This is a genomic window from Candidatus Hartigia pinicola (genome assembly GCA_020541205.1).
Taxonomy (GTDB): domain Bacteria; phylum Pseudomonadota; class Gammaproteobacteria; order Enterobacterales; family Enterobacteriaceae; genus Hartigia; species Hartigia pinicola.
The window spans coordinates 1,806,722-1,833,024 of sequence record CP048208.1 but is presented as its reverse complement, the minus strand read 5'-3'; the positions used below and the strand labels follow the sequence as shown (position 1 = coordinate 1,833,024).

The following is a 26,303-nucleotide window of genomic DNA, read 5'->3' as shown; positions in this document are numbered from 1 at the left end:
GTAAAGTATTAGTTGAAAATTTACAGGAAACTATAGTGGATTTTCTAAAAAATTCATGTTATTTAACAACTGTATATTCTAAAAATGAATTGTTATATTTGTAAAATATAACAATTTTCTACAGTTTATTGCATACAGCCAAACCTGTTACTAAAATTTTATAAGTTACTGAGTGCTACACTGAGATTGTACAACATAATTTTAAAATAGCTAATGTTAGTTTGCTGTATTAATGTTTCGAAAATAGGCGATAAATATTATTTTTATTACAAATAATTATTTAATCCTGTCTTGTGTTGAATGACTAGCTATTTAATAGTGACCACAACACAGATAATTAACGCTTAAAACGCGGAAACTTCTTAAAGACATTGAACTTCCATTTTTTCAAGTTGTATACTATATAATTATGAAATTTAACTGTTTAATACATAAGTCATTCCTGAGTTAATTATTGCCGATAATTTTGAGAGTCTGTATATTATTTTAGCAGAATCGGTATGCTCTGGAATTTTAATAGTGGACTCACAAAGGTATGTCCTGATTAGGTGGTTTTTATCATTCTCTTAATGACAATCTGTAATAATTATCAGGTCTACTCTTTTTATATCTTATGACATTATAATACATTTATGTTCAAGTTAAGGGCTCATTTATCCGGAATAATATTTACGTATTACAGGTAATCTATTCTGATGGATTTAGTTATTAAAAGAGTATAGATGATGATATAGGATTTTATCCTTTACGATATATTTGTCCTGTTCTAGAATCTCTAATTTCTGAAGGGTTTAGATGGCCATTAACTAGTCCATCAAAGACTAAAAGATTTCCTTTTAATTTTTCAATGACCTCAAGTGTTGTTCTACAAGGAATTTGTCCACTTAGATTCGCACTTGTCGACACGATTGGTTTGCCATATTTACGACATAATAACCTTGCTAATGTATGGTTTGTGACTCTTACTGCTAAAGTATTAAAATGACCTGTCAGCCACTTTGGTGTTAATGTATTTGCAGGAATAATCCATGTAACAGGCCCTGGCCAACTTGAAAATATTGCTTGTTTTTGTTTGTTATTTAGTTGATTGTCATCAATATAGTTCTCGAACTTTTCATAGTTATCAGCAATAAGTATGAGTCCTTTTTTCCAAGAACGCTGTTTTAATTCCAGTAGTTTATTTACTGCCTTTTCATTATCAGGGTCACAACCTATTCCAAAGATAGATTCAGTTGGATAAGCAATAACATTGCCTTTATTAAAAGAAATAATAACATCTTCAATTTTAGATATTAATTTATTTTGCATAGTTTAATTTATTGTGTTTTGTATGATTGAGTAACATTTTTTTGAAAAACAATCGTTTTTCTAAAATAATGTATTTCTATAGATAATGTAGAGTAATAATAATTTGTATTGTTATATGATCAGATTTGTTATTAAAAAACTAATAGAAAGAGATGATTATTATCATAGGTATGAAATATTTTTAAAATATGATTTACGTTGTACATAGATTTTTGATTTAGTATTTTTGAGACAATGATTGTATTTTGTCTATTTTTATCTAATCAATTGATATACTTATAAAAACAATAATTACAGGTATTACATATATTTAATAATTTTACTGCAAAATAAAATTATTTTTATCTTTCATCATATTTTTTAATATGTTAACTAAAATATTTTTAAAAGAAAGCTGTGTTAGTTTGAAATCATAGATTTCAGGATAAAAAGCATTTTTTCTATTTTACACCTGATCTGATTATGCATAATTTTCTTATTAAAAACTATTTAGATTTTTTGAAAGAAAATATTATGTATTTTATTAAAATGACAATACTACTATCGTAGCAAGATTAGTCGAGAATATTTTAATAAATTTAATTTATGTGTTTAATCTTTGTATGTCAGATGCTGTTAGAAAGTTAATGGTCGTAATATTTTTTGTATTACTGTATATTTTAAAAAATTCATATCAGGAGACTAGTATATGTTTACTAAATGTTTTTCAAAAACATTTTATAATAGAGTATTATTGCAAGCTTTGTAAATAAAAAATTATTAAATTCAAGGAATTTTTGAAGAAAACATTTTACAATGTGATGAGTGTGTTCTGTCTTAGAAATAATAAATAACTGATACGGTTATTGTAGTTATTGAAGCGTAAAGTATTTATAAATTTAATGTGGTTCTTGAAAAATGTTGTGGTACTGGTAAAAGTTTCTAGTATCAAATATTACCTGGTAATAGACACATCAGTTTATTATATTTAATTGCAGTAAAGAAATATTATATCAAGAATAGACAAATGCTTTCATAAATTTTTTGACATATAACATTATTTTAATATGCTCAATGTTTATTAGTACATTTTATATAGCTTAAAGATTTTGAATAGTATCTATTTATATCTTGCATACTATCTGCTATTATGATAATAAAAAACTTCATAAATTCTATATTTTCAATATATAATTAATAAATATTAGGTTTTTAAAATTCTGTTTTGTTAAAAACAATACCGCTAAATATAAAAGAATTGTGAAAAAATTAAAAATATTATTCTCAGTTCATTAATTCAGTATTGATTTTCTAATTCTTATCAATGATAACATATACTTCAAGAAACGTCGGAGTTGATAGTAAAATATCTAAAAACTATATATGTTTTGATTCACTTCATTGGTATTTTCGTACTATACACTAACTAATGTAGTTGATATTACACACAGTTATAGCATTTTATACGTGAATAGATCATTGCTTACTGAAGTGAGTATATTTTAAAATAAATTGTTAAATATTGATGTCGTATTTTAGTTTTTTATTTCAATAGTTCATCTGTAAATAAAGCACAAGTATTACTATTAATATCATAGATGAATACTTTAGAACAGACATGAATGTTTATTTATATTTTTTGTGACAGCGGTTAAAAATTTATGGCAATATTAAATATATTACATTATCCAGACGAACGCTTACGTACTTTTGCTAAGTGTGTAAAAAAAATTGATTCTAAAATTCAGCATATTATTGATGATATGTTCGAAACTATGTATAAAGAAGAAGGCATTGGCCTTTCTGCGACTCAAGTGAATATTCATCAGAAGATCATTGTTATTGATGTATCTGAAACCCGTGACAATAAACTTGTCCTTATTAATTCTCAATTATTAGAGCAATCAGGCAACACTGTTATTGAAGAAGGGTGTCTGTCTATACCTGAACAACGTGGATTTATTCCAAGAATTGAAAAAATTAAAGTGCGTGCTTTTGATTATAACGGCAATGCTTTTGAGCTTGAAGCGAAAGGAATTCTTTCTATTTGTATTCAACATGAAATGGATCATCTGATTGGTAAGTTATTTGTTGATTACCTTTCTCCATTGAAGCGTCAACGTATTTTACAGAAAATTAAAAAACTTAATAGAATGCGAGAAAAAGCAAAATAGTTAATTAGAAATTTTTATACAGAGACAATAAAAGTGTCGGAACAATTAAATATTATCTTTGCAGGTACTCCTTCTTTTGCTGCTAATCATTTAGCTGCTCTTCTTAAAACTCAACACCAGGTTGTTGGGGTTCTTACCCCACCAGATCAACCTGCAGGAAGAGGAAAGAAATTAACAATGAGTCCAGTTAAACTTTTAGCACAAAAACATCAGATCTCTATTTTTCAACCTAGTTCACTGAATAGTAAAAAAAGCTATCAATGGATTAAAGAACGAAACGCTGACTTACTAATTGTTGTAGCTTATAGATTTTTGTTACCTAAAGCTATATTAGACATTCCTCGTTTAGGTTGTTTAAATGTTCATGGCTCTTTGTTACCACGTTGGCGTGGAGCTGCTCCTATACAACGCGCTATTTTAGCTGGAGACGTAGAAACTGGCGTAACTATTACACAAATGGATGAAGGCCTTGATACTGGTGATATCTTGCATAAAGTTAAGTGTTCTATTACAATAGAAGATACAAGCACGACGCTTTATAAAAAATTAATATACTTAGGTTCTGAAGCATTAATACATACGTTAGGCTTAATATCTAAACAACAGCATAGTGTTGAAAAACAAAATAATGATTTATCAAATTATGCAGAGAAAATATCTAAAAATGAAGCGCGAATTAACTGGCAACTACCAGCAGAGAAAATTGCTCGATATATTCGAGCATTGCAATCTGGTCCCATGAGTTACTTCATGGTGCAAGAGCAATCGATTAAAGTTTGGCAAGCCACTGCTATCTTAGAAACACATACTGAGCAACCAGGAAGAATTATCAGTGTAGATAAAAACGGAGTGCGTATTGCTACGAGTGATGGGGTAATTAATATTCTTCAGCTACAGTTACCCGGTAAAAAAGCTGTTGGAGTACAAGATCTTTTAAACTCTCCACGAGAATGGCTTTTTCCTGGGCAGAAGATTGATTAAAATACTCATTAAATTGTATAATAATAAATTTAGTCAAGATTATTTTCATAGATCTAATACATGACTATATTTTATAATATATATATAATTTTTATTATAATACAATCATGATTCATTTATTTTCAATCATAATTATCTTCAGCATAATATTACTAATATTACCTAACATAAATAACAAAATGCGTTTTTATTCAAAAAGCGCTTGCAATGTTTATGTTATTTGTGTAAAATAAATAATCTATTTTAAATCAATTCAAATATTAACTCGTAAAAAAAATAGATATTGCAATATTTAATTATATTCTAGACTAAGTAGATGTTATTGATCTTAATTTATTCTGATGCAGAATTTATTAATATTGTTAATCATGCGATGATATTGAAAAATCTTTAATTACAATCTTTTTCAAAAAAGATATGATATCAATTCTAGTGTCAATAAGTATTAGTCTAATACTCTATTAAAATAATAGACATAAATATATTTTATTTCATTTAATAATTCATTATTCCTGAAAATATATATCTTAATAGTAAAGTTCGATGACGGTAAATAATTAACATTTTTAATATATAATGAAGATTAAACTTATAATATATTTATATTTTGAAAATGTATTCATAGATTATATAATACTTTTCTATTACATAGAAAAGTAAACCCACGAATAGTCATTATGATGTTTTTATTTAAATTTTTTTACTTTTTTTTATAATCAATAATGTTTTTTCTCTTTAACTAATCTAAATTTACTGACTTCAAGGTTTAAAAAATACATTGATCATATAAAGTTTGTTGAATTTAATTTTCTTAAAGATTAAACATGTTCCATCATATATAGTATCTGAAAATGCGTGATGTATATAACTACAATCTTTTAATAGTGTATTTATATTTTTTGAAGTTTATTATCTTTCTATGCATCTTATTAAAGTTAGTATAATATACCGTATTGATTGTAAATTCAAAATCTTGCAATTAATTAAATATTTTTATTTGAAATTAAAATTAGATATGTGATAAGAAGTATCTCCGTATAAGAAATTTAGGTGTTTTATGCATTTAAAAAATCAATTCGCAATTTGTATTAGTAAATACTCAGAGGTAGTTTTAGAAAAAGCATACCTTATTTAAACTTTAAAAATAAAAGACGCGAGAAATAAAACCATATTTCCTTAAATCTTTTAAATATCTTGTCGAGGTTTTTTTATTAATGATAATAGAAATTTAAATACTATTATGTTGTTATTATTTATTGCATAATTAATTAACATGAATACAGCTTCTAAAAAAAGTTGTGCTATGAATATTAATATTTCATATTCAATTATATATTATAGTTTATCATAATCAATGCTATATAATTATTTATGAGTATATATTAGTTATTAAGAATAAAAATATATTTTAAATAATATATATGACATGCTTGGCACAATTCTTGAGAGTATGAAATTTAATACATTGCATACTTGTAATTTAATTTTTACGCATTAGGTCAATGTATGTAAAAAATACTGAGAAGTATAAATGTGTCAATATCTATTTTTAGGTTTTAAACCTGATATTTATTATTTTATGTTGCGTAAACAAGTGAAGAGGTTTTAAGTGTTCTAATCTTTCGTTTCACTACTGCTAAGCTACTAGTTTATCAATATCATAAAATATAATAAACAGTGATGATTGATATATGTTTGATAAAACTAACATACTAACTCTATAAAATTTATTTTAGGTAGGAAGAATCTGTGAAGATTATTATCTTAGGTGCTGGGCAGGTTGGTGGTACACTTGCTAAAAATTTAGTTTATGAAAACAATGATATTACTATAGTGGATACCAATACAGATCGTTTAAGACAATTACAAGATCAATTTGATTTACGTGTTGTTAATGGATATGCTTCATATCCTTGTGTCTTAAGAGATGCTGGAGCTGAAAATGCTGATATGCTGGTTGCAGTGACTAACTCTGACGAAACTAACATGATTGCATGTCAAATAGCGTACAGTCTTTTCAATACACCAAATAAAATTGCACGTATTAGGGCAACAGAATATCTGCGTGAAACAGAAAAATTATTTTTTCCGGAACAAATTTCAATAGACTATTTGATATCACCAGAACAACTCGTTATTGATTATATTTATAAATTAATTCAATACCCTGGAGCATTGCAAGTTGTTAATTTTTCAGAAGGAAAAGTAAGCATCGTTTCTGTCATAGCGTACTACGGTGGGTCTTTAGTAGGTCATGCATTATCTAATTTATGTAAAGATATGCCACATATCAATGCAAGAGTAATAGCAATATTTCGACAAGATAAACCTATTCGTCCTAAGGATTCTACTATTATTGAAGCGGGAGATGAAGTTTTTTTTATTGTTTTAACTCAGTATATTCGTGTGGTTATAAGTGAATTACAGCAACTTGAAACACCATATAAGCGTATTATGATTGTTGGTGGAGGTAATGTTGGAGCGGGTTTATCAAAAGCAATAGAAAAAGATTATAATATTAAGCTGATCGAGAGAAATCAAAAACGTGCAGCAGAATTAGCTGAATTTCTATATGATACTATTGTTTTTTATGGGGATGCGTCAGATCAAGATTTGCTTAAAGAAGAACATATTGAACAGATGGATGTATTTATCGCTCTCACAAATGATGATGAAGCTAATATTATGTCTTCTATGCTTGCTAAAAAAATGGGCGCTAAAAAAGTTATGGTACTAATTCAACGTTCTGCTTATATTGAATTAGTACAAAATGGAGTTATTGATATTATTATTTCTCCACAACAAGCAACCATCTCAGCTTTATTAAGTCATGTTAGAAAAGCAGATATTGTTAGCGTATTTTTATTAAGAAGAGGAGGTTCTGAAGCAATTGAAGTTATTGCTCATGGAGATAAATATACATCTAAAGTTGTGAATAAGAAGATTTCAGAAATTAAACTTCCACCAGGCACGGTGATTGGTTCAATCATACGGGACGAAAAAATATTTATTGCTGGTGATCATCATGTTATTGAACAAGGTGATCATGTAATTATATTTATTACAGATAAAAAGTATGTGCCAGATGTAGAAAAGTTATTTCAACCAAGTTTGTTTTTTACAAAAAAATAAATAACAGGAATGTATTTTTTATTGTTAGTTATTCTAGACAATTTAACTGATAATTTCATGTGTATATATTTTTCATAAAACTTCTCTTTCTAAAAGATTTATATGTTGTTAAAAAACAACACTATACAGTTTTTATAAAAACGTTTTAAATATGGATGCGGATTTTATTATCAGCTTTGTATTTAGTAAAGAGAGTTTCGTAGTTAGTGTCTAATATTAGCATATTTCTGATTAAAGTGTTAATTATTAAGTGAATCTTAAATAATTTACTTTTATTTTAATGGTCTAATTTTTAATTTTTTAAAAGTAATTATTTTATTAACATTTTTGAAATGAAATATCCTATAATAATCACATTTATTAAAAGTGTTTTTATATTTTAAACTATTGTTTTTAAAAATTGAAGATTGCATTTACCTCTAAGTAAATATGTAAGAGTGCTATATTTACTGTTGAAGTTTTTTATAAAGAGGCTGTTAGTAATAATTTATCTAATTTTTTCTAAAAAACTATTGTATATTTTATATGAACTTTTAGAAAAGTAGCCGTTGATTTTTATAAATTTTTTAAAAAAATTACAAACAAATAGTTATAGAAATATCTTTAAAACACCTATGTAGCTCATACAAAATACTGTTATTATAGTAATATCTTTCAAATTATTTATGTTTATTTTATACTATAGCATTAAGTTTGAAAATAATAAACCTCATTATGTTCATAATGATCTATCAAGATCAGTGGTTAAATATACCTCTAGATGATTAAAAATCTTATTAAATTTGATAGCATGTTAAAAACTATTATATACTAGCTTTCAGTTTGTTAATTTTACATTTATTATTTTTTCGTAGAAAAAACTGAATAGTTTTTAAGATTTATGTTTTTTGTTTAAGTTTTTTATTTAGAATAACTACACTATGATTTGATGTTTTCATGATAGAAAATTTTTCTAGTTAATGATGTTTTATGTACTATACTATATTTTTTCTGTGTTGTTTCATTTATTACTTCTCATCATTAAATAACTGTTCTAATTATAATATTTTATATTTTATATTTTATATTTTATATTATTGCTTTAATTGATAAAAAATAGGGACTTAGATGTATTAAGATAATATAATTGAAAAATTTTTAGTTAGTTGAAAATTGTTAAGGATTATGCTTAATTTTTAGTGGTGTGAGCATTGTCTTTGAAACTTTTTGTGGACTACGATAATAATAAATATACTTTAATATTCATGATTAATTCCATTAATTGTTAAGAGACATTTTCAGCTATTTTGATTTTGCCTAACTATATTAAGATAGTTTAATTACTGTATCTGTCATAGTAGAGTTATACTCAAGATACGAGTATGAAAGTATTTTTGATTGTGTTGGGGCTGTAAAATTTCCTTTAGGAATTTCATAATTTTTTATGAAAAAAGTACTTAACTTTATGTAAATATACTTACTTAATTAAAATTTAATATTGTTTTTTAGTATTAAGATATTTCCAGTTTAAGAGTTTATCATTTAATTTGATAGAATATTTGATAATATATTCGTCATTGCAGACTTTTCAGATATGTAGAATGATAAAATGAATCTTTCATTAATTTTCTTTCTTGTTCAGATTACACTAAAAGTGTATCAGTGTAAAATATTGTCATACTTTAAAAATGATAAGTTAATATCAAGCATAATATTTTTATTTTTTTAAGGTTTTATTATTGTATTTATGTTTAACATTTTATCTTAATGAGAGCTAATAAATTTGAAATTTAGCAGAATCAATCGTTTTATTAAATAATGTAAATTGTTTTTTTTAGTCTCTATAATAGAGTTAAATCTATTAATATCTAAAAAATAAACTGGAAATATAATAAATCTTCTTATATAAAATGCACAAGTATTTATAAGCAAATTCATTATAAATACATTTAAGAGAATGTGTAAAATATTATTAATGAATTTGCATATATTAATATAAAATATAAATGAAATAAATAGTGGTTGTATCTATCCATATAAGAGATATGCAATTAATTTAGTATATTATTGAAATTTTTCAGATTATTGAATATACCTGCTAAATGTACTTTAATATAAATATAATCACTTAAGAATATAATTCATTACTATTATTATGTGATATTAATATAATTATTTTTTGTAGTAATTTATATTGGTATTTTACTAATAGCAGATATTATCAAGAGAATATAAATATAAATGTAAAAATTTCTAAAATTAATTAAATTATTAGTTTTTGTACAATCATATGCGTTTAGTATGATATTTTTGAAATATATATTTTTTTCGAGAGCAAGAAAGATTATTAATTGTACGAAAAAACTATAATAAAATGAAGTTCATCAAGTAGTTGCGTTGTATATAATAATTTTCCTCATAATTATATTTAGTTATTTATTGATAATGGCAATAGTGACAATTTATGTCAGATAATAAGCTTGACTAAAAATAGCTGAAATTACGTAGGGAAATTTCAGAGTGATGCTAGAACATAGGGATATTAATTGATATATCTGTATTTTTAACTAAAAACTATTTTGGTATGTTTATGAATTATTTTTAATGAAGTAGTTGAAATGATTTATTTTTAATAGAAAAATTCCCTAGAATTAATAAGAATTTTATTAAATAGAATATTTTATTGTTTATTACATATTAATAATTTGTTATTATCTAAATGTTTTAGTATGGTAATTAAGAGCACTAATACTGATGATTTAATAATGTTTTTGTGAAAATTATATTAATTCCTATTATAATTTTTATTATTTATCTAGTAAATGATTTAAAAGAATATTACACTATATCCTAAATGAGTTTCTTTGCAGTTCTGCATTAATTAATTTGAATAAATTTAGCTGAAAGATTATTTTTTTTGACCTTATTAGTTCAAACAGTATAGAATACAACTTAAATATTTATTATAATATATTTTTATATTGGAAATCTTTTATTTTCAAGAAAAGTTTTTTATAAACTGTATTTTATATTAGAAATTTTTTGTGAATTTATTATTATATTTTCTTAGTAGCTTGAATGATTGATGATAAGAGTGTTGTCATTATATCTTTAACTTCTATTCTAGAAAATTGAGCTTTATTTTGACGGTTTTAATTTTAAAATACATGATGATTTTTCTAAGAAAAATTAGTAGACAGTACATGTCATTGGTAAAGATTTTGGGGATATCAAAGAAGTAGATAAAAGAACTTATATATACTTATTCTACCTGTATTATATATGTTAAATTATCAAGTGTAATAGCTTAATACGTTTTCAATATTTCTTATTGTATATAATTCGTTTAAATGTTCTTATATAGATAAGAGCAATGACAATTATTGTAGTTAATAAAGATAATCAATAACTCTAAAAATATAATTAGAGTAATCAACTCTTTTCTATTTTAAACTTAACAATACGATAAGAGTAAACTGTAACATCTTAGCAGTTATTTACACTTATAAAAAAATAAAATTAAACATATCTATATTAGTAGTTAATTCAACATGCAGTAGAAGATGTCAAAGATACAGTTTTTTATTTTTTAATAGAATTAGTATTTAGAATATCTCTTTTTATATCTTTTTATTCCAATAATAGTAAAGAAAATATCTATAATTGTTTACTTCACTAGTAAAAAAATTTTACAGTGTCTTTAGATATCCGATATGTATTAAAAGTGCAATATCATTATTTAAAATGTCATGAAGTGATTTATACAAGCGTTATTCTACCAAAAAATTACATATGTATAACTTAGCAAGTAATTATTTATAATAAAATTATGTCAAGAGTTTTCTTTGATCAATGTCTTTCTATAATAAGCTAGTTCAGAAATAGATTCTTGAATATCATTTAATGCTTGATGAGTATTTTTTTTTGTATAACCTGCTAAAATTTCTGGTTTCCAGAGACGCGCCAGTTCTTTTAGCGTACTCACATCTAAATAACGATAGTGGAAATAACTTTCTAGCTCAGGCATATAACGAAATAGAAAACGACGATCTTGAGCAATACTATTACCACACATAGGTGAAGTGCCTTGTATTACCCATTTTCTTAAAAATTTAATTGTTTCCAGTTCAGCATCTCGAACACTAAACGTGCTGTTTTGGATGCGCTTAACGAGGCCGCTAGATATATGAGTGTTAATATTCCAAGCGTTCATTAATTCTAATTGTTTTGTTGTTGTATGAATAGCAATTACGGGTCCTTGCGCTAAAATATTTAGTTGACTGTTTGTGACTATTGTTGCAATTTCAATGATACGGTCAAGATCAGGATCAAGGCCTGTCATTTCTAAATCAATCCATATTAAATGATTTTTATTTTTTTTCATTATATATCTTAATTTCATCTAGTAGAGTTTATGTATAATAAAGAATTTAAATTATTTACGCGATCGAATAAAGTTAGAAAAATTAATTTAACAAGCAATGTAAAGAGATATCAAGTTTCTAAGAAGAAAGTCTTCGCAAGCTAATATTTTCGTATTTAAGATAATTAAAAGAAACGCCTAGAAAAAGACGTCACTAATGTGAATAATAGGGCTGTCAGATGAAGTGAATTAAGATGTAGCAATTCTCAGTTCGTTAGTATGCTGTTAATATCAAAACTCATGATGAAACTTTATAACATTTTGGTCTACATAGGTCACTTTCTTTATTGTTATGGGAGCTAATTTTGTTTAGATCCAAATAATAAAAATCTACACTAGTCTTAAGATCAAGAGTCATTGTGAAGATTATTAATGAATACTATCACATGCTCATGTGTTCTGATTATTACAGTAGATCAACACCTATTATTTTTAATGTAGATCAGATAGTGAGTGTTTCTGCTGTTGTATTTACACTTTCAGTTAATATTATTGATTGTTATTTAGTGACTTGTGAAAATTTAGATGTGAGATTAATTATTATACGAGATCACATGAATTTATTAGATGCAGAAAACGATAATGAGGTTAGTAAATTACTAATTATTTACAGGAATTTTGTTTAAAAACTTTTAAAGTATTTAGTTATATTTATTAAGACATGAAAATATTTACTAATATTGTCATCGAGAAAATATCAATTTTTATAGGTTCACGAAGGTGTTCTTAAATCTCGTTTATTAACTGTATTATTATTTAATAGCGAATAAACTATTTTCATTAATAAGATCTCTATCTATTTTGTTCTTGGTTGATACATTACAACGATCATAAGGTTATATTATCTTTCTTTTTATAGAGATAATCTGATTAACATCCTTAGTTTTTTGTGAGTGCGGTTTATGGCATATTTTTGTAAAGGAAGTAATAAAAGTTTTGTTGAATTTAAAAAATACTTAGGCGTCTCTCTATTTCGAAATCAGAAATATTTAAATATTCTAGACTATTTTTATGTAAAGCTATTAATGAAAAATAATTGTTAAATTATGATTTGAAAAATCTCATCGTGTTTTAAGCAGAATGGCAGAAGTTAAGTCATGTAGTAATTTAGTAAAAAAGATATTAATCTGATTAAGAAGAACTTGTCAATATAGTAGCACTTACGTTTGTTTATATTATTTCAAAAGATAAAATTTTAATACTATTAAAACAAAATACTCTATTTTAAATAGCACATATATAAAGTTTTCGTTAATTGATCTGGATCAATTTGAGGTTCATATGCTAGAAAAAATTAAAATACGTTTACAATGTCTTCTACCTAAGCAAAGCGTGACTATACTAGCTGGTTGGTTTTCTGATAAAAATGCAGGGTTTATCACTTTATGGATAATAAGGCTTTTTGTAAAAGTTTACAAAGTGAATATGAATGAAGCTAAAAAAAATAAATTCACTGATTATCAAACATTTAATGATTTTTTTGTTCGTTCGTTACAAGATGACGCACGACCAGTTGTGACAGAAAGACATCAATTAGCTCAACCTGCTGATGGAATAGTTAGCCAACTTGGCTCTATTCAAAATAATCAGATTTTTCAAGCAAAAAATTATTATTACACGCTTGAAGCTTTGTTAGCCGGTAACTATTTATTAGCAGATAAATTCCGATATGGTAAATTTATTACAACTTATTTATCACCACGTGATTATCATCGTGTTCATATGCCATATGATGGTTTGTTAAATGAAATGATTTATGTTCCAGGTGATTTGTTTTCTGTAAGCTCAAGGATGGTGGCTACTATTCCTAACTTATTTGCACGTAACGAGCGCTTGATCTGTGTGTTTAAAACTGGGATTGGATTAATAATACAAATTTTAGTTGGTGCTACAATTGTAGGTAGTATTGAAACTGTTTGGAGTGGAACTATCAATGTTCAACGTAAAGGGGTATTTAAATGTTGGTTATATTCAGATAAAGCGACAGAAAAAGCTATCTTTTTAAAAAAAGGCGAAGAGATGGGACGTTTTAAATTAGGATCAACTGTTATTAATTTATTTGAATATAACACTATTCGTTTTAATTCGCTGTTGCTTCCTGGTTGCGCTACCCGTATGGGTGCGTTACTAGCCGAAACTTTAGAAAATAACTAACTTGTTAATATTGTTAGTTAATAATCTATTATTTCAATTAATATTAGTGTTATTTAGTTTAAACGATAAAGCGATTTAGATAATGTTTTGCATGATTTGACACAAGCCTTGCATGTATTTATATGATTACTCATCATGCAGCTGTAGGTATTATAGGATATAAATTTTAATTAATTAGTTGAAGGAGTTTTTGACTGTGCATTTGATTATCAGTGTTTTTTTTATTGTGTTACTTTCCTGTCCAGTTATTGCAGCACCGAATATCATACAGCATGATACAAAGATTAAACAGGAATTCACTCAACTGGATTTTAGTAAGCATTCAAAACATATTGAAATCATGAAAACGCTACAAGGTGCAATAAATTGGATCAATGAGGCAAATCAATCTGATTCTAAAGCAAAATCATATCAGGATTTAATTGATAAATTTCCAAATACTATTAAAGAGCTTAGACAGATTTTATTCATTGAAAATATTAAGCCTATTAATATCTCAAAAAATATCAGTTTAGCAGAGCTTGAACAAAAAATTATTGAACTGAGTTATCAACTACTTGAACAAGGTCGAAAAATACAAAAAGAACAAAATACGTTGCGTGATATTGGTGAGTTGGTACATGCTTTACCAAAACAATTATCTGAAGCACGTCGGCTTCTTGCAGAAGCCACTTTTCGTTATCAATCATTAAAACTTTTACCAACTCCTTTATCAGAAGCCCAGGCAACATTAGCACAATCCGAAATTAGTGCTCGAAAATCTAGTGTTAATGAGTTTGAATTAGCGCAGTTATCCGCACATCATCGTCAAGAAATTTCTCGTATTATGTTAGAAATTTATAAAAAACGCTATAGCTATTTTGAGCTTTCATTACAGAAGTTACATAAGATTCAAAATACTTTCAGACAAAAAAAATCAGCATTAGAATTAGCAAATACAGAAATTATAGCTGAGGAAGCGGAGTTAACACCGTTTCTCAAAGAGCAAATTAACATTAACCATAAACTTTCACAGGCACTGACGGATCAAACAATACGAATCAGTATGATTAGTGCACGCCAGACTGAAATTTCTGAAAACATACAAAATGCTCGACAAGCTCTCACCACAATTCATGATCAAGCTCAATGGTTAGTTGGTTCAAGCACGTTAAGAGAGGCATTACGCACGCAATTATCACATTTACCAGAAATACAAAAAAAACAAGAATTTATAATTAGCATGTCAGATTTACGTGTCCAACGACTTAATTATGAAGATATGTTGGAACGGGTATCTAAAATAAATATGACTACTGAAGGGATTAAAAATAATTTAAACTTAACACAAGCTCAGCTGTATGCTTCATTAATTAAAACACGTAAAGATCTTCTTGCATCATTAATTTTAGGACTTGATACAGCAATGCTGGAGCTAATGAAACTTAATGTCGCAGTAAGCCAACTTATTGATGTTTTAAAAGATGTTAAAGATGCTTCACATCGATATTTATTTTGGGTAGCTGATGTCCCGCCATTTAGCATGGATTATCCTGTTAAATTAATTTCTGATATTATTAAGTTACTTTCTTTGGATACCTTATCACAACTAACAGATGCGCTCGAAGTGATGGTAAATACCCAAAATACTTTATTATTTTTACTAGGGTCTATCATATTAGTCATCTTTAGCATTAGTACACGAAAAAATTATCAAGATTTTCTTGATCGCGCTAGTGTACGTATAGGTAAAGTGACAAAAGATCATTTTTATCTTACTGTGCGTACAATTTTTTGGTCAAGTATGATTGCATTACCATTACCTATGATGTGGTCTGCTATTGGTTATGGTTTACAAAATGCATGGAAATTTCCAATGGCTACAGCAATTGGTTATGGGGTAACTGCGACGACCCCTGTATTGTGGATGTTAATGATCAGTGAAGCGTTCTCACGACCAACAGGATTATTTATTGTGCATTTTGGTTGGAATAAAGAGTCTATTGATAGAGCAATGCGTTACTATCGTCTTGCTATTTTTGTTATCATGCCACTAATGATATCACTTATTACGTTTGAATATTACAGTGACAGGGAGTTTGCCGAAACAATAGGTCGGTTTTGTTTCCTCTTGCTTTGTTTGTCTCTTAGTGTAATGACTAATAACTTAAGATTAACTGGTCTTCAAATTTATTTAGATAGATATGGTTCTGGAGATAATATAATTAATAAAGCTTTATGGTGGATGTTGATTATTGCCCCTATTATTGCTTCATTTTTTTCTTTATGTGGTTACTTCACAACATCACAGGTATTACTAGCACGTTTAGAAATTTCAGTTGCAATCTGGTTTTTATTGTTAATTATATATCATATCATCCGGCGTTGGATGTCTATGCAACGCCGTAAACTTGCTTTTGAGCGAGCTAAACAACGCCGTGCTGATATATTAGCACAAAGGGCAAAAGGAGAGGATGATTTTCAGTCCACTATTTCTAGTGGAGAAGGTTTAATTGATATTGAAGAGCAAGTAATTGACCTTGATACTATCAGTGAACAATCCATAGGACTCGTCCGTTCTATTCTTACAATGATTGCATTAGTCTCATTAATTTGGGTATGGTCTGAACTACACACTGCTTTTTCATTCTTAGAAAATATTTGTTTATGGAATGTTACTTCAACGATCAATGGTGTTAATACTGTTCAGTCGATTACTATTGGCTCTATTTTTATTGCTGTATTAATTATTATCATTACTACACAACTCGTTCGTAATTTTCCTGCATTACTTGAATTAGCCGTATTACAACATTTGGAGTTAACACCAGGTACAGGTTATGCAATTAGCACGCTCACTAAGTATTCGATTACTATTATTGGTATTATTGTTGGTTTTTCTATGCTTGGTATCGATTGGTTTAAATTACAATGGTTAATTGCCGCCATGGGCGTTGGATTAGGTTTTGGTTTACAAGAAATATTTGCTAATATTATCTCAGGTTTAATGATTTTATTTGAAAAACCAATTCGTATTGGAGATACTGTTACTATACGAAATTTGACAGGTAGTATTACCAAAATTAATACGCGTGCAACAACGTTAACAGATTGGGATAGAAAAGAAATTATTGTTCCAAATAAAGCTTTTATCACTGAACAATTTATTAACTGGTCTTTGTCAGATACTATTACACGTATTGTCATAACCATTCCTGTTTCAGTAGATGCGGATAGTCACTTAGTTTCTTCAATTATTTTAACAGCAGCTCAGAGTTCAATAATGATAGTGGCTAGTCCAAACCCAGAAGTTTATTTAGTTGATTTACAACAAGGTATTCAAATCTTTGAGTTACGAGTTTTCGTTTCTGAAATGGGGCATCGATTACCAGCACGTCATGAAATTCACCAAAATATACTTTCTGCTTTTGCAGAAAACAATATTCAGTTGCCATTCCCACCATTTCAAGCACGTGTAAATATATGTAGTGATGCTTTAGAAAATATGATTAATAATTCATTAAACTCTAATTCTAGTCGTAAATCAGGAGAGATTTAACTGTTAACATCAGTGATAAAATGTTTTTTATTTATTATGTTATTATAATATTTATCGTGGTGTAACACATTTTTTCTAATAATTAAAAAATTATATCATTGCATGATATGTAGATAAACTAGAAAGAATTCATTTGATTTTTTTGATCTCAATAGTAATTTATTGTGATAATTATTTTATTACTTATACTTTATGAGTATTTATTATATTATAAATGTATTTTTATCTTTTATTTTTCTATTCGTTATAATAACAGCATTTCAATTAAATTTATGTTAAAATAAGAATATAATTGTTTCTGTGATGTATTTTATGTTTGTTATGTTTTTTTTAATTTGATAGCATATAAATTTATTACTTCTGATTTATTTAGTTGTTTTATAATTTAATCTGTAATTTTGTTTAGTAGTAGTGTTATGATTTTTTAATCATTATTTCTTGATATAATTACGAAGATAAAATTCAATGGATCGTGGAATTTTATCTTGATAATTTTAGATAGTTTATCACATGATAATACGGTTTTTTTATGATTTGAACTCATATGAAAATTAATAGAATATATTTGGTTAATATTGCACTTAGTAATCATGTTATTGCTTGTGATACGGTTCTAAAATAATATCTAGATTTTGTGACATTTTGTAAGGTTATGCAGTATAATTATATGGATAATCATATTCAGTCATGCATAATAATCAAATTATTTTTTAGCTTATGTGTAGTAGAGTATTACTTGATCTTACAAGTCAGGTTATACTAGATTTATTGATATATATTTATAGCACTTAATTAGAAGTAAACTTTTATGTTATTTTGATCTCAATATTAACAAAACACTTTCAGTCGGTGTAGAATTTTATAGAAATCTGTTGTATTTAAAGTAGTTTTATCTAAAATTATTTGGTTTTATTTTTTTGTAGGGAAATAACGTAACTGGATTAATGCTTAGTTCATATAAAATGGATATTTTTTAGTATATTCAATAATATTAAAAAATATAATAAAACAAACAAAATTTAACAATAACGGTAAATGCATTTTTTATTCTAAAAAACCTACACACTAAAACATAAAGATTGAGAGGTTATGTATAATTTTTATTATTTATATATTTATAGGAATTAAAATAGCTTAAAGTTATGATATTAGTTGAGAAAGATTTTACATACATTGCAAAATTTGTCTTAAAATAATCATATATAAATTATTTAACGATTATCAAGAAGATATTTTTAGCGTTATACTAATTTATTACAATGCAAATAGTTGTATTTAATTAATACTGATATTACTTAAAATATTATAAACATAATTTAATTTGCTATTTTATTATCAAGAATATAGTATTTCCTATTATTCTCGCATAAAATAGACAATTAAAATATTTTTGTATAGCTTTTATTCTATATAACTGTTTATTTAGTTAAATTATACTTCTTCAGTAAAATACGATTGTATGATTTTTATTATTAATTAATATGTTCTATGTGAGGTGATATTTTATTAATAATTTTATTTCATTTTAGAATAACATAATTTTATCTAAAATTTTAAGAATATTTTTGTTTTATTCTTTTATTTAATAATGATATAATTTATAAATTTTTATTTTTTAATATTTTTTAACTTTCTATAATGCTTGACTTATTTATATTATATTTATTATTATTTTAAGACAGTTTACTAAAAGATAGTCATATATATAGAATTGTTACTATCATTTACGAATACACTTTATATATACATTAGTATCTCGTTATTTTTAAAAGTAAATGAACTGTAAGAGAGATATAGAATATTTTTTATAATTAAATAAAGGTTTTAGAAATAACTAGTTAAAACTTTTCTAGAATTGTTTAATTAGTGAAATAGCACCAAGCTTCTATAATTTCTTTTTCTGAGTGTTATGTATTGTAATTATGCCTGCACCAGTTAATGTGTGTATTGTTCATAAAAAAGTTATATAATAATTATTAAATAGATTATGTTATTCCAATAAGAATCAAAACAAAATATTGCATCTATATTGTTTAGTTAATACTGTTCAAAAAAATCACAGATAGCATTAAGAGCTATTTCTCTTAATGCATTTACTTCAAACATATCTTTCATGATGAGCTCCTTCAATAAGGATGCATAATTCTCTTTCTATTTTTGATTTCTGTCTATTATGACAAAAAGCTTTCAGTTTTCGATTACTAATAACTTTTTCCTTACCTGCTTCTAATAGTAGGAGAGGTATATCAATTTCTCCCGCTTTTTCAATTAATTCATTACCGATTGCAAAACTTTCTCGAAGCCAATGATACGTGCGTCCACCAAGACGTAATTCAGGATAATCTATATAATAGCCGTAGATAATGCCGATAACGTTTTTGACTATGTGTGAGTCCATTAATGAGATAAGGTAATGGTTGCCATTTTCCCGTTGAAGCAGCATAATTATTTCGTATGCTTTTTCGTAATTCAGCTCTTTCAATAATAAAGCTTGCAAGCCAACGTGGCATAGGTAAATTAATTCCAATCATTGGTGCAGAAAGTACTGCTGCGTCAAAAGTTACTTTATCACGTAGTAAATACCCTCTTAGGATTGAACATCCCATTGAGTGTGCTAATGCATAGAATTTAAAATAATATCGACATTGCATACTAAGTTCAAGAAATTGTGTAAAGTCATCAATATAATCGGTATATTTTCAATATGCCTTTTTTTGAGGATCACTTAACACACGTCCTGATCGTCCTTGTCCTCTATGATCAATAACAACAACGTCGAAATTAAGATGATAAAAATCATAAGCGACTTCAAGATATTTTACATAACTTTCACTACGTCCAGGAGAAATAACAATTACTTTCTCATGTTGAGAGTTGAGAAATTGTACATAACGGATAGGTATATTATCAATTCCTAAAAATTTAGTTTCTTCTCGTTGTTTCCAAAAGTATGAAAGCGGTCCGTTGGCAAACGTAGAAAATTGTATTTCACGATTGAGCCAACTTTTTTTTAGCCTTTTAGGAGTCATTAGATTTATTCTCTTGTCATAACGTAAGCGTCATAATCATTCTCAGATTAATGTGATAAAGTCATTATGACAACCTTCGAGATTTACGCTATTTCAGATTTTGATAACAATGTTTTCCTAAAAATTTAGTAATCTGTAGTTATCTTAATAATTGTATTACATCTTCAAGATATGAAATACAAAAGCGTTGTCTATACCTATCATATACTTCCGTAATGTTCATTATTTTAAAAATACTGTCTTTGCATAATCGTATAATATATTTTATGTCATTACTTAGGTTTGCATCATTAAACTACAAAGAATAGTGATTTTAGTGCAGCTGTTTCTCTTTTAAAAGTACAATAGAGCATTCCTGATATGAAACTCTGTATAAAGATGAAATTTTTTACTGATTTTTCTAAACTTAATGAGTGTAATAGAAGTCTTTTCTTCATTTTTATTCATTTATGCGTTATAATCTCATATATTAATTGTTTTTTAATTGAATTCATATATTAGTCAATTATTTATTCTCTAAAATTTTTAGAATATAACTGATATAATACATTGATTTACTAAATATATATAAAATAATTTTTTTCGATTATGAACTTATTATTTCTTCATTTACATTTCAGAAGATTTTATAATGACTAAAAACATTTATTGCTTTTTATTAAAATTATTAAATAATATAAACGTTAGTTAATTTCATCTTAAGAAAAGTTAAAAACTCATTTTGTTTTATAAAATTCAATATCCTGATGTGTTCTGATTGGAAGAATCAACCTGTACAGGTACGTGACTATAATGTCATCACTATAAATAATATAATTATTTTACTTTTAAAATATATTAAGAATATACAGGTTTGATTTTGAAGTTATTTTTGAATAAAAAAATTCTGCTATTATTGTTAGCGTGATACTATAAAATATTTTTATTTATTTCCTTTCTTATTAGCTTAAACTTATGTAATTTAGAGTTATATTCAAATTAAATTTTATAAATGTCAAATTATTTCTTAAATATTACTACTACTATTGTTATAGTAGTAGTACTAGTAGTAGTATTTTATTTATTTTCAATTTTCATAAGAAAGATAAACTGCTTATTTTACTATGTATTACAGTTACGTATAACGAATGTGAAGTTTAGTACAGTAACTGATTTGCATGATTCAAATGAGGTCAATAAAGTAAGTGAACAATATCTTTATATATAATTTATTAGTGAATATATGTAATACTACAACTAGAATATTAGGCTATATAATATATTTTATCCATTGATAGAAAATTTAATTTTAATTGTTCGTTGCGTAATGCTATTCAGGTAGATGTTTTACTATTGATTTAAAAAGAAGAAAATGAGTTATTAATATTACATTTACTTAACTAAGTTTTCAAATATTCTCCAAAAAAAATATTTATTCAATTTATCGGTAATAAAAAGAATAGTCATTTTTTATTAACATTAACGTAATTTTTGTTAAATATACCAAATGCAACTTGCTAGTAATAGAAGTAGTTTTTTTGTATTTTTTATATTATTTAATATCTATATTTATTATATTTTGTAGAATTTTTGAATGTTTCTAACTAAGTATTTTTCTTGTTTATAAATATGAGCAAGCGTAAAGTAAACTAAACTATAAACAAATGAGAAATAATCATCAATTTTTATTAAAAGTTTGCTACATTTAAAAATAATTCTTAAGAGAAATCGGTCTCTTTTGATAGTTAAATTTTAAATTTATCTTTTCTGGAATTTATCTTTTTAATAGCTTCATGTATTATAACATATTACTAAAGCACAATATTAATGTTATCATAACGATGATTACTAAGAAATTTCTTTAGTGTCAATGCAATATGTATTATGTTATTATTGAATTAGCGCTAAATTTTTTAGTGCATGAAAGTATCTTGAGCATGAATAAAATATAGATTTGACTAACTTAATGTATAATAATTTATACTGATCAATTTGTAAAATTAATAGTAATATCTTTTTATTAATTAGGTCATTAGTTTAATGATTTATCTGATGATAAAATATTACATGAAATAATTTATAAGCATTGTCAAATGATATTTTAATCTATGTTCTGTATTGTATTGAAATATAGTTTGACATTACAATGAATATGATCGTCTAGTTGATAACTAGTTTACTACAATTTAGTTGTTAATTCTTTAAGATATATATGTATATATATTTTAAAGAATACTAATATGTATTTTAAAAATAGCATTTACTAGTACGACATGTTAAAATATGTAAATGATTTATCTTATTTGATATTACATACTAAATATGAGAAAAATAGAAGATTTTTTACTGTAGTGTGATGAATAATTTTTGAAAAGTGTAAGATTTGTTATTTTTTATTTACAAATTATAATAATTCAGGTCATTATTCACCATATGATTTTTATTATTCTTAGTTAAAATATTAAAACAGTTTAGTCATTTTTCGTTTCTCAAGCATGAACTGATTGGTTAATGTATTTTATTCTAAGCCAGAGTAGTCTTAAATTTATTAACCTTTTTATAAAGTATGTAATACATATATCATAAAATCAAAAATTTAATTTTGAAAAACTAGATCTAAAATAAACTGCATTTATAATAGAATTTTATTAGGCCCCTTAGCTCAGTTGGTTAGAGTAGTCGACTCATAATCGAGTGGTCGCTGGTTCAAGTCCAGCAGGGGCCACCAAATTTATTAAAGTCTTAAAATAAAGTTTTAAAATAATATTTACTTAACATTGAGTAAATAATAGTGCAGATAAGATATCACACTGGTATTAGTTAGCTTATTTTAATTCAAAATAAGCTACCTTAATGTTGTAGTAGATAAATACGATGTTCATTTTTGTATTGTTTAAAATTTATTAATTTTACTATCAACTACCTAGTAGTTTTTATAAATTTTATATTGTATTCAAGGTTTGTAGTAACAGAATCACTGATCATGAGTACGATATAGAAATTTAACTTATGTAATAAGCGACATTAATGACGCGATATATAAAGACATGATCTTTATTTGAAAACAGGAGTAAAGTAGAATTTTAACATTTTATTTTATAAGAGAGATTTTTTTAGGTATCTTTTGTATATAATTAGATGTGTACGATATAGTTTATCTGTTAATTTAATTAGACTTTATGTGATAAAGTTATGATGAAAAATTGAAATGTAAAAGGTAGTTTTTTATTGAAAAAATGGTTTAAAAACAGTAAAATTATTTCTTATTGCATTACGTATTGTAAAGATACATCTAGCAATATAGTTTAACTCTTAATGCTATATCTTATTTATTACTTAATATTTTACTGTAAATAATCTGTACTAAAATAATTAAATATTTATATATAGAATATTTTAAATATACACTTAAAGCCAAATATTTTTACTGTAAAAATTATTCATGATGAATATTATGATTAACTTACGTATTAATTTAATTTGAATCATTCGATTGTATTTTAATATAAACACTCTGAATGTAGTTATATGATAACATATTGAAATTATTCTAAATATTAATTTAGAATAAATTATCTAAATTATATCTTAATATAAAGATATATTTTAATAATGAAGTTTACAATAATAACTTTAGGAGTATTATAATATAATGTCAATAAAGTTGATTTTTAATACTGTAATGAGAAAAATTATACTTTTAAAGCATGATTAGATTTTGTAATTAATTTTAAGGCAATTAATTTTAGTTTAATATATTGCAGATAGGTATTTTAGTATTGTTCCGTTGTTCTTTTTGTATTCGGTTGTATTGTTTTTATATAAATTAATGTGTGTTGAACAACTAAACGTGTAAATCATTATGTTTTTTAGTATCTAATTTTATAATATTTATTATTTTTGTAGAAAAACTCATGATATAATATAATATATTTTTTCTAAAATACTTTGTCTCTTATAAAGACAATCTGTTAATAGATATTGTATGCATGTAAGCTGTTTGTATGCAGATGGTAAGTTATTAATGTGCTTTTAGTTTATAACACTTTTATCGTGACTATAATTTTATAGAATAAATGCGATATTTATTTTAATATATTGTTTAATGATATAGAATTTGTTATTAGGTTTATGTCTGGTTATTATAATATGCATTTGTATTCTTAAGGTTTTTGTGCATTAAATTTTATGAAGAATCTATAAGTTTTGAATTGTTATAAATACGGATCTCGTGCATTATTTTATTTAATATTTTCCAGCATACTTGTATTTCTGTTTGTGACAATTAATGTTTGAACTTTCAAATGATTATATATAAAGACTATTTATAGTAAAGTAACTATGTCCATATCTCACTGAAAATATTTTTTTTGACTATTCGAACGACGGTACATTTTTATTTTTTTGAAAGAACATTAACAAAATAATAATTTTAAAAAAAGTTTTGAATAAAGTTAAAAAATTGTTGCAAAGTGAATAAGTTTTAAAAAATTTAATACAAAAAATAATAAAATAATTGATTTAAAATTTTTAATTTAGCACAAAGAAAAATATTTCTACTATGTTAGTAATGTTTTGTAATTCTTAAGTGTAAATTTATATCAAACACATTGCACTGTAATATTTTCTCATAATTAGATGAATATTCACATGGTATCTCTAAGATAATTCACATAATCTTATAAAAAATCAGTATAAAATATGCATGTAATCATGATTAGTGTGTAGAGAGCAATAACATAATCTTCAAAATAATTAGTTTTTAAATTTACTTAAACGTATTATCTCTCTAAAAATGTACTCTCATTACATAAAATATATAGATTTATTATAGAATTATCGTTTAGTTAAATATACTATTAAATAGTAGTAATTTTAGCATTGAGTTTTAGTTTATTATCTAACTCATATGTATCGAAACATCGTATAGTAAAGATGATTGTTGACAGAAAGTAACCAGTTACTCATGATAAGAATTAAAGATCTTTGATGATAGATTTAGTATAGAAATTCTAATGAACGAAAGAAAATGTTAAAAGTTTATCATGTGTCTACATAAAATTAGTAATAAATTTACAGTTTTTTAATGAATTAAGAAGAGCGTGATAGCAACCAATTTTATATAATTATAAAAGTAAGTTATTATCTAGATCGCTGTGTAGTAAGATGTATAATATTTTAGAGATTGCGTGTATGTATTTCTATTTCAGAAACTATTCATTATAACAAGTGTCATTGTAGTAAAAAATAGAACAATACTAAGTGATATGAGTTAATTATATAATATCAAGAAATGTAAAGCCGAAACGTAAATTAAAACATTAATTATTATTATGATATAATTTAAGTTACTACTTCTTAAGCTGCATTCACCGTGATGAAAATTCTGAATCGTTAGTATTACGCACAGTAATAATATTAAATCTGTAAATGATTTTTATAATGTATGGTTGAAAATAGATTCATACGTGTGATAGTCGGTTAAGTGTCGATACAAAGATCGTTAAATAAAATCTTCCCTCTTTTAAAATACGATTTTCAATTTATCAGATGGTATTTTTTGGATCTGAAATCTTCATAGTGTAGTGATGACGGTTTTATTCGCATGACATTTTTGAGTTCAATGT

The 26,303-nt window shown here is 25.3% G+C and carries 7 protein-coding genes, 1 tRNA gene and 1 pseudogene; 6 read left to right on the top strand and 3 right to left on the bottom strand.

Going from position 1 to position 26,303, the window contains the following annotated elements; genetic code table 11:
• Positions 1–738: 738 nt before the first annotated feature.
• Positions 739–1,308 (bottom strand): Sua5/YciO/YrdC/YwlC family protein, encoded by a 570-nt coding sequence (locus GFV14_RS03365; protein ID WP_457914252.1) that lies wholly within the window; start codon positions 1,306–1,308, stop codon positions 739–741.
• Positions 1,309–2,948: 1,640 nt separating this feature from the next.
• Between GFV14_RS03365 and def the strand changes: the two genes are divergently transcribed.
• The 3 genes from def to trkA all read left to right on the top strand — a co-directional run bounded on the left by def (position 2,949) and on the right by trkA (position 7,574).
• Positions 2,949–3,461 carry a peptide deformylase gene (gene def / locus GFV14_RS03360; RefSeq protein ID WP_457914251.1) on the top strand — a complete coding sequence of 171 codons (513 nt, stop codon included), beginning with the start codon at positions 2,949–2,951 and terminating at the stop codon, positions 3,459–3,461.
• A 33-nt stretch (positions 3,462–3,494) separates the two neighbouring features.
• Positions 3,495–4,442, top strand: a complete 948-nt coding sequence (fmt, locus tag GFV14_RS03355; RefSeq protein ID WP_457914250.1) for a methionyl-tRNA formyltransferase — start codon at positions 3,495–3,497, stop codon at positions 4,440–4,442.
• A gap of 1,749 nt (positions 4,443–6,191) precedes the next feature.
• A complete protein-coding gene (gene trkA / locus GFV14_RS03350; RefSeq protein ID WP_457914249.1) occupies positions 6,192–7,574 on the top strand; it encodes a Trk system potassium transporter TrkA in 1,383 nt (460 codons plus the stop codon).
• 3,811 nt (positions 7,575–11,385) lie between these two features.
• Here the strand turns inward: trkA and orn are convergent.
• Positions 11,386–11,937, bottom strand: coding sequence for an oligoribonuclease (gene orn / locus GFV14_RS03345; protein WP_457914248.1), 552 nt, complete (start codon positions 11,935–11,937; stop codon positions 11,386–11,388).
• Positions 11,938–13,257: 1,320 nt separating this feature from the next.
• On the opposite strand from orn, the gene asd reads away from it, so the two are divergent.
• Together asd and mscM are read left to right on the top strand one after the other, a co-directional pair.
• Entirely contained in the window at positions 13,258–14,130 is an 873-nt protein-coding gene (gene asd / locus GFV14_RS03340; RefSeq protein WP_457914247.1) for an archaetidylserine decarboxylase, read from the top strand.
• A gap of 196 nt (positions 14,131–14,326) precedes the next feature.
• Positions 14,327–17,668, top strand: coding sequence for a miniconductance mechanosensitive channel MscM (gene mscM / locus GFV14_RS03335; protein WP_457914246.1), 3,342 nt, complete (start codon positions 14,327–14,329; stop codon positions 17,666–17,668).
• Positions 17,669–19,705: 2,037 nt separating this feature from the next.
• On the opposite strand, the pseudogene pldB reads toward mscM, so the two are convergent.
• Positions 19,706–20,697 (bottom strand): annotated as a pseudogene (gene pldB, locus GFV14_RS03330) (lysophospholipase L2).
• A 2,630-nt stretch (positions 20,698–23,327) separates the two neighbouring features.
• Between pldB and GFV14_RS03325 the strand changes: the two are divergent.
• Positions 23,328–23,404: transfer RNA gene (locus GFV14_RS03325), tRNA-Ile, on the top strand.
• Positions 23,405–26,303 lie beyond the last annotated feature (2,899 nt).

What these genes read in the sequence shown, in the direction of transcription:
- GFV14_RS03365 (WP_457914252.1), bottom strand. Translation starts at nt 1,308, where the DNA reads ATGCAAAATAAATTAATATCTAAAATTGAAGATGTTATTATTTCTTTT.
- def (WP_457914251.1), top strand. Translation starts at nt 2,949, where the DNA reads ATGGCAATATTAAATATATTACATTATCCAGACGAACGCTTACGTACT.
- orn (WP_457914248.1), bottom strand. Translation starts at nt 11,937, where the DNA reads ATGAAAAAAAATAAAAATCATTTAATATGGATTGATTTAGAAATGACA.
- asd (WP_457914247.1), top strand. Translation starts at nt 13,258, where the DNA reads ATGCTAGAAAAAATTAAAATACGTTTACAATGTCTTCTACCTAAGCAA.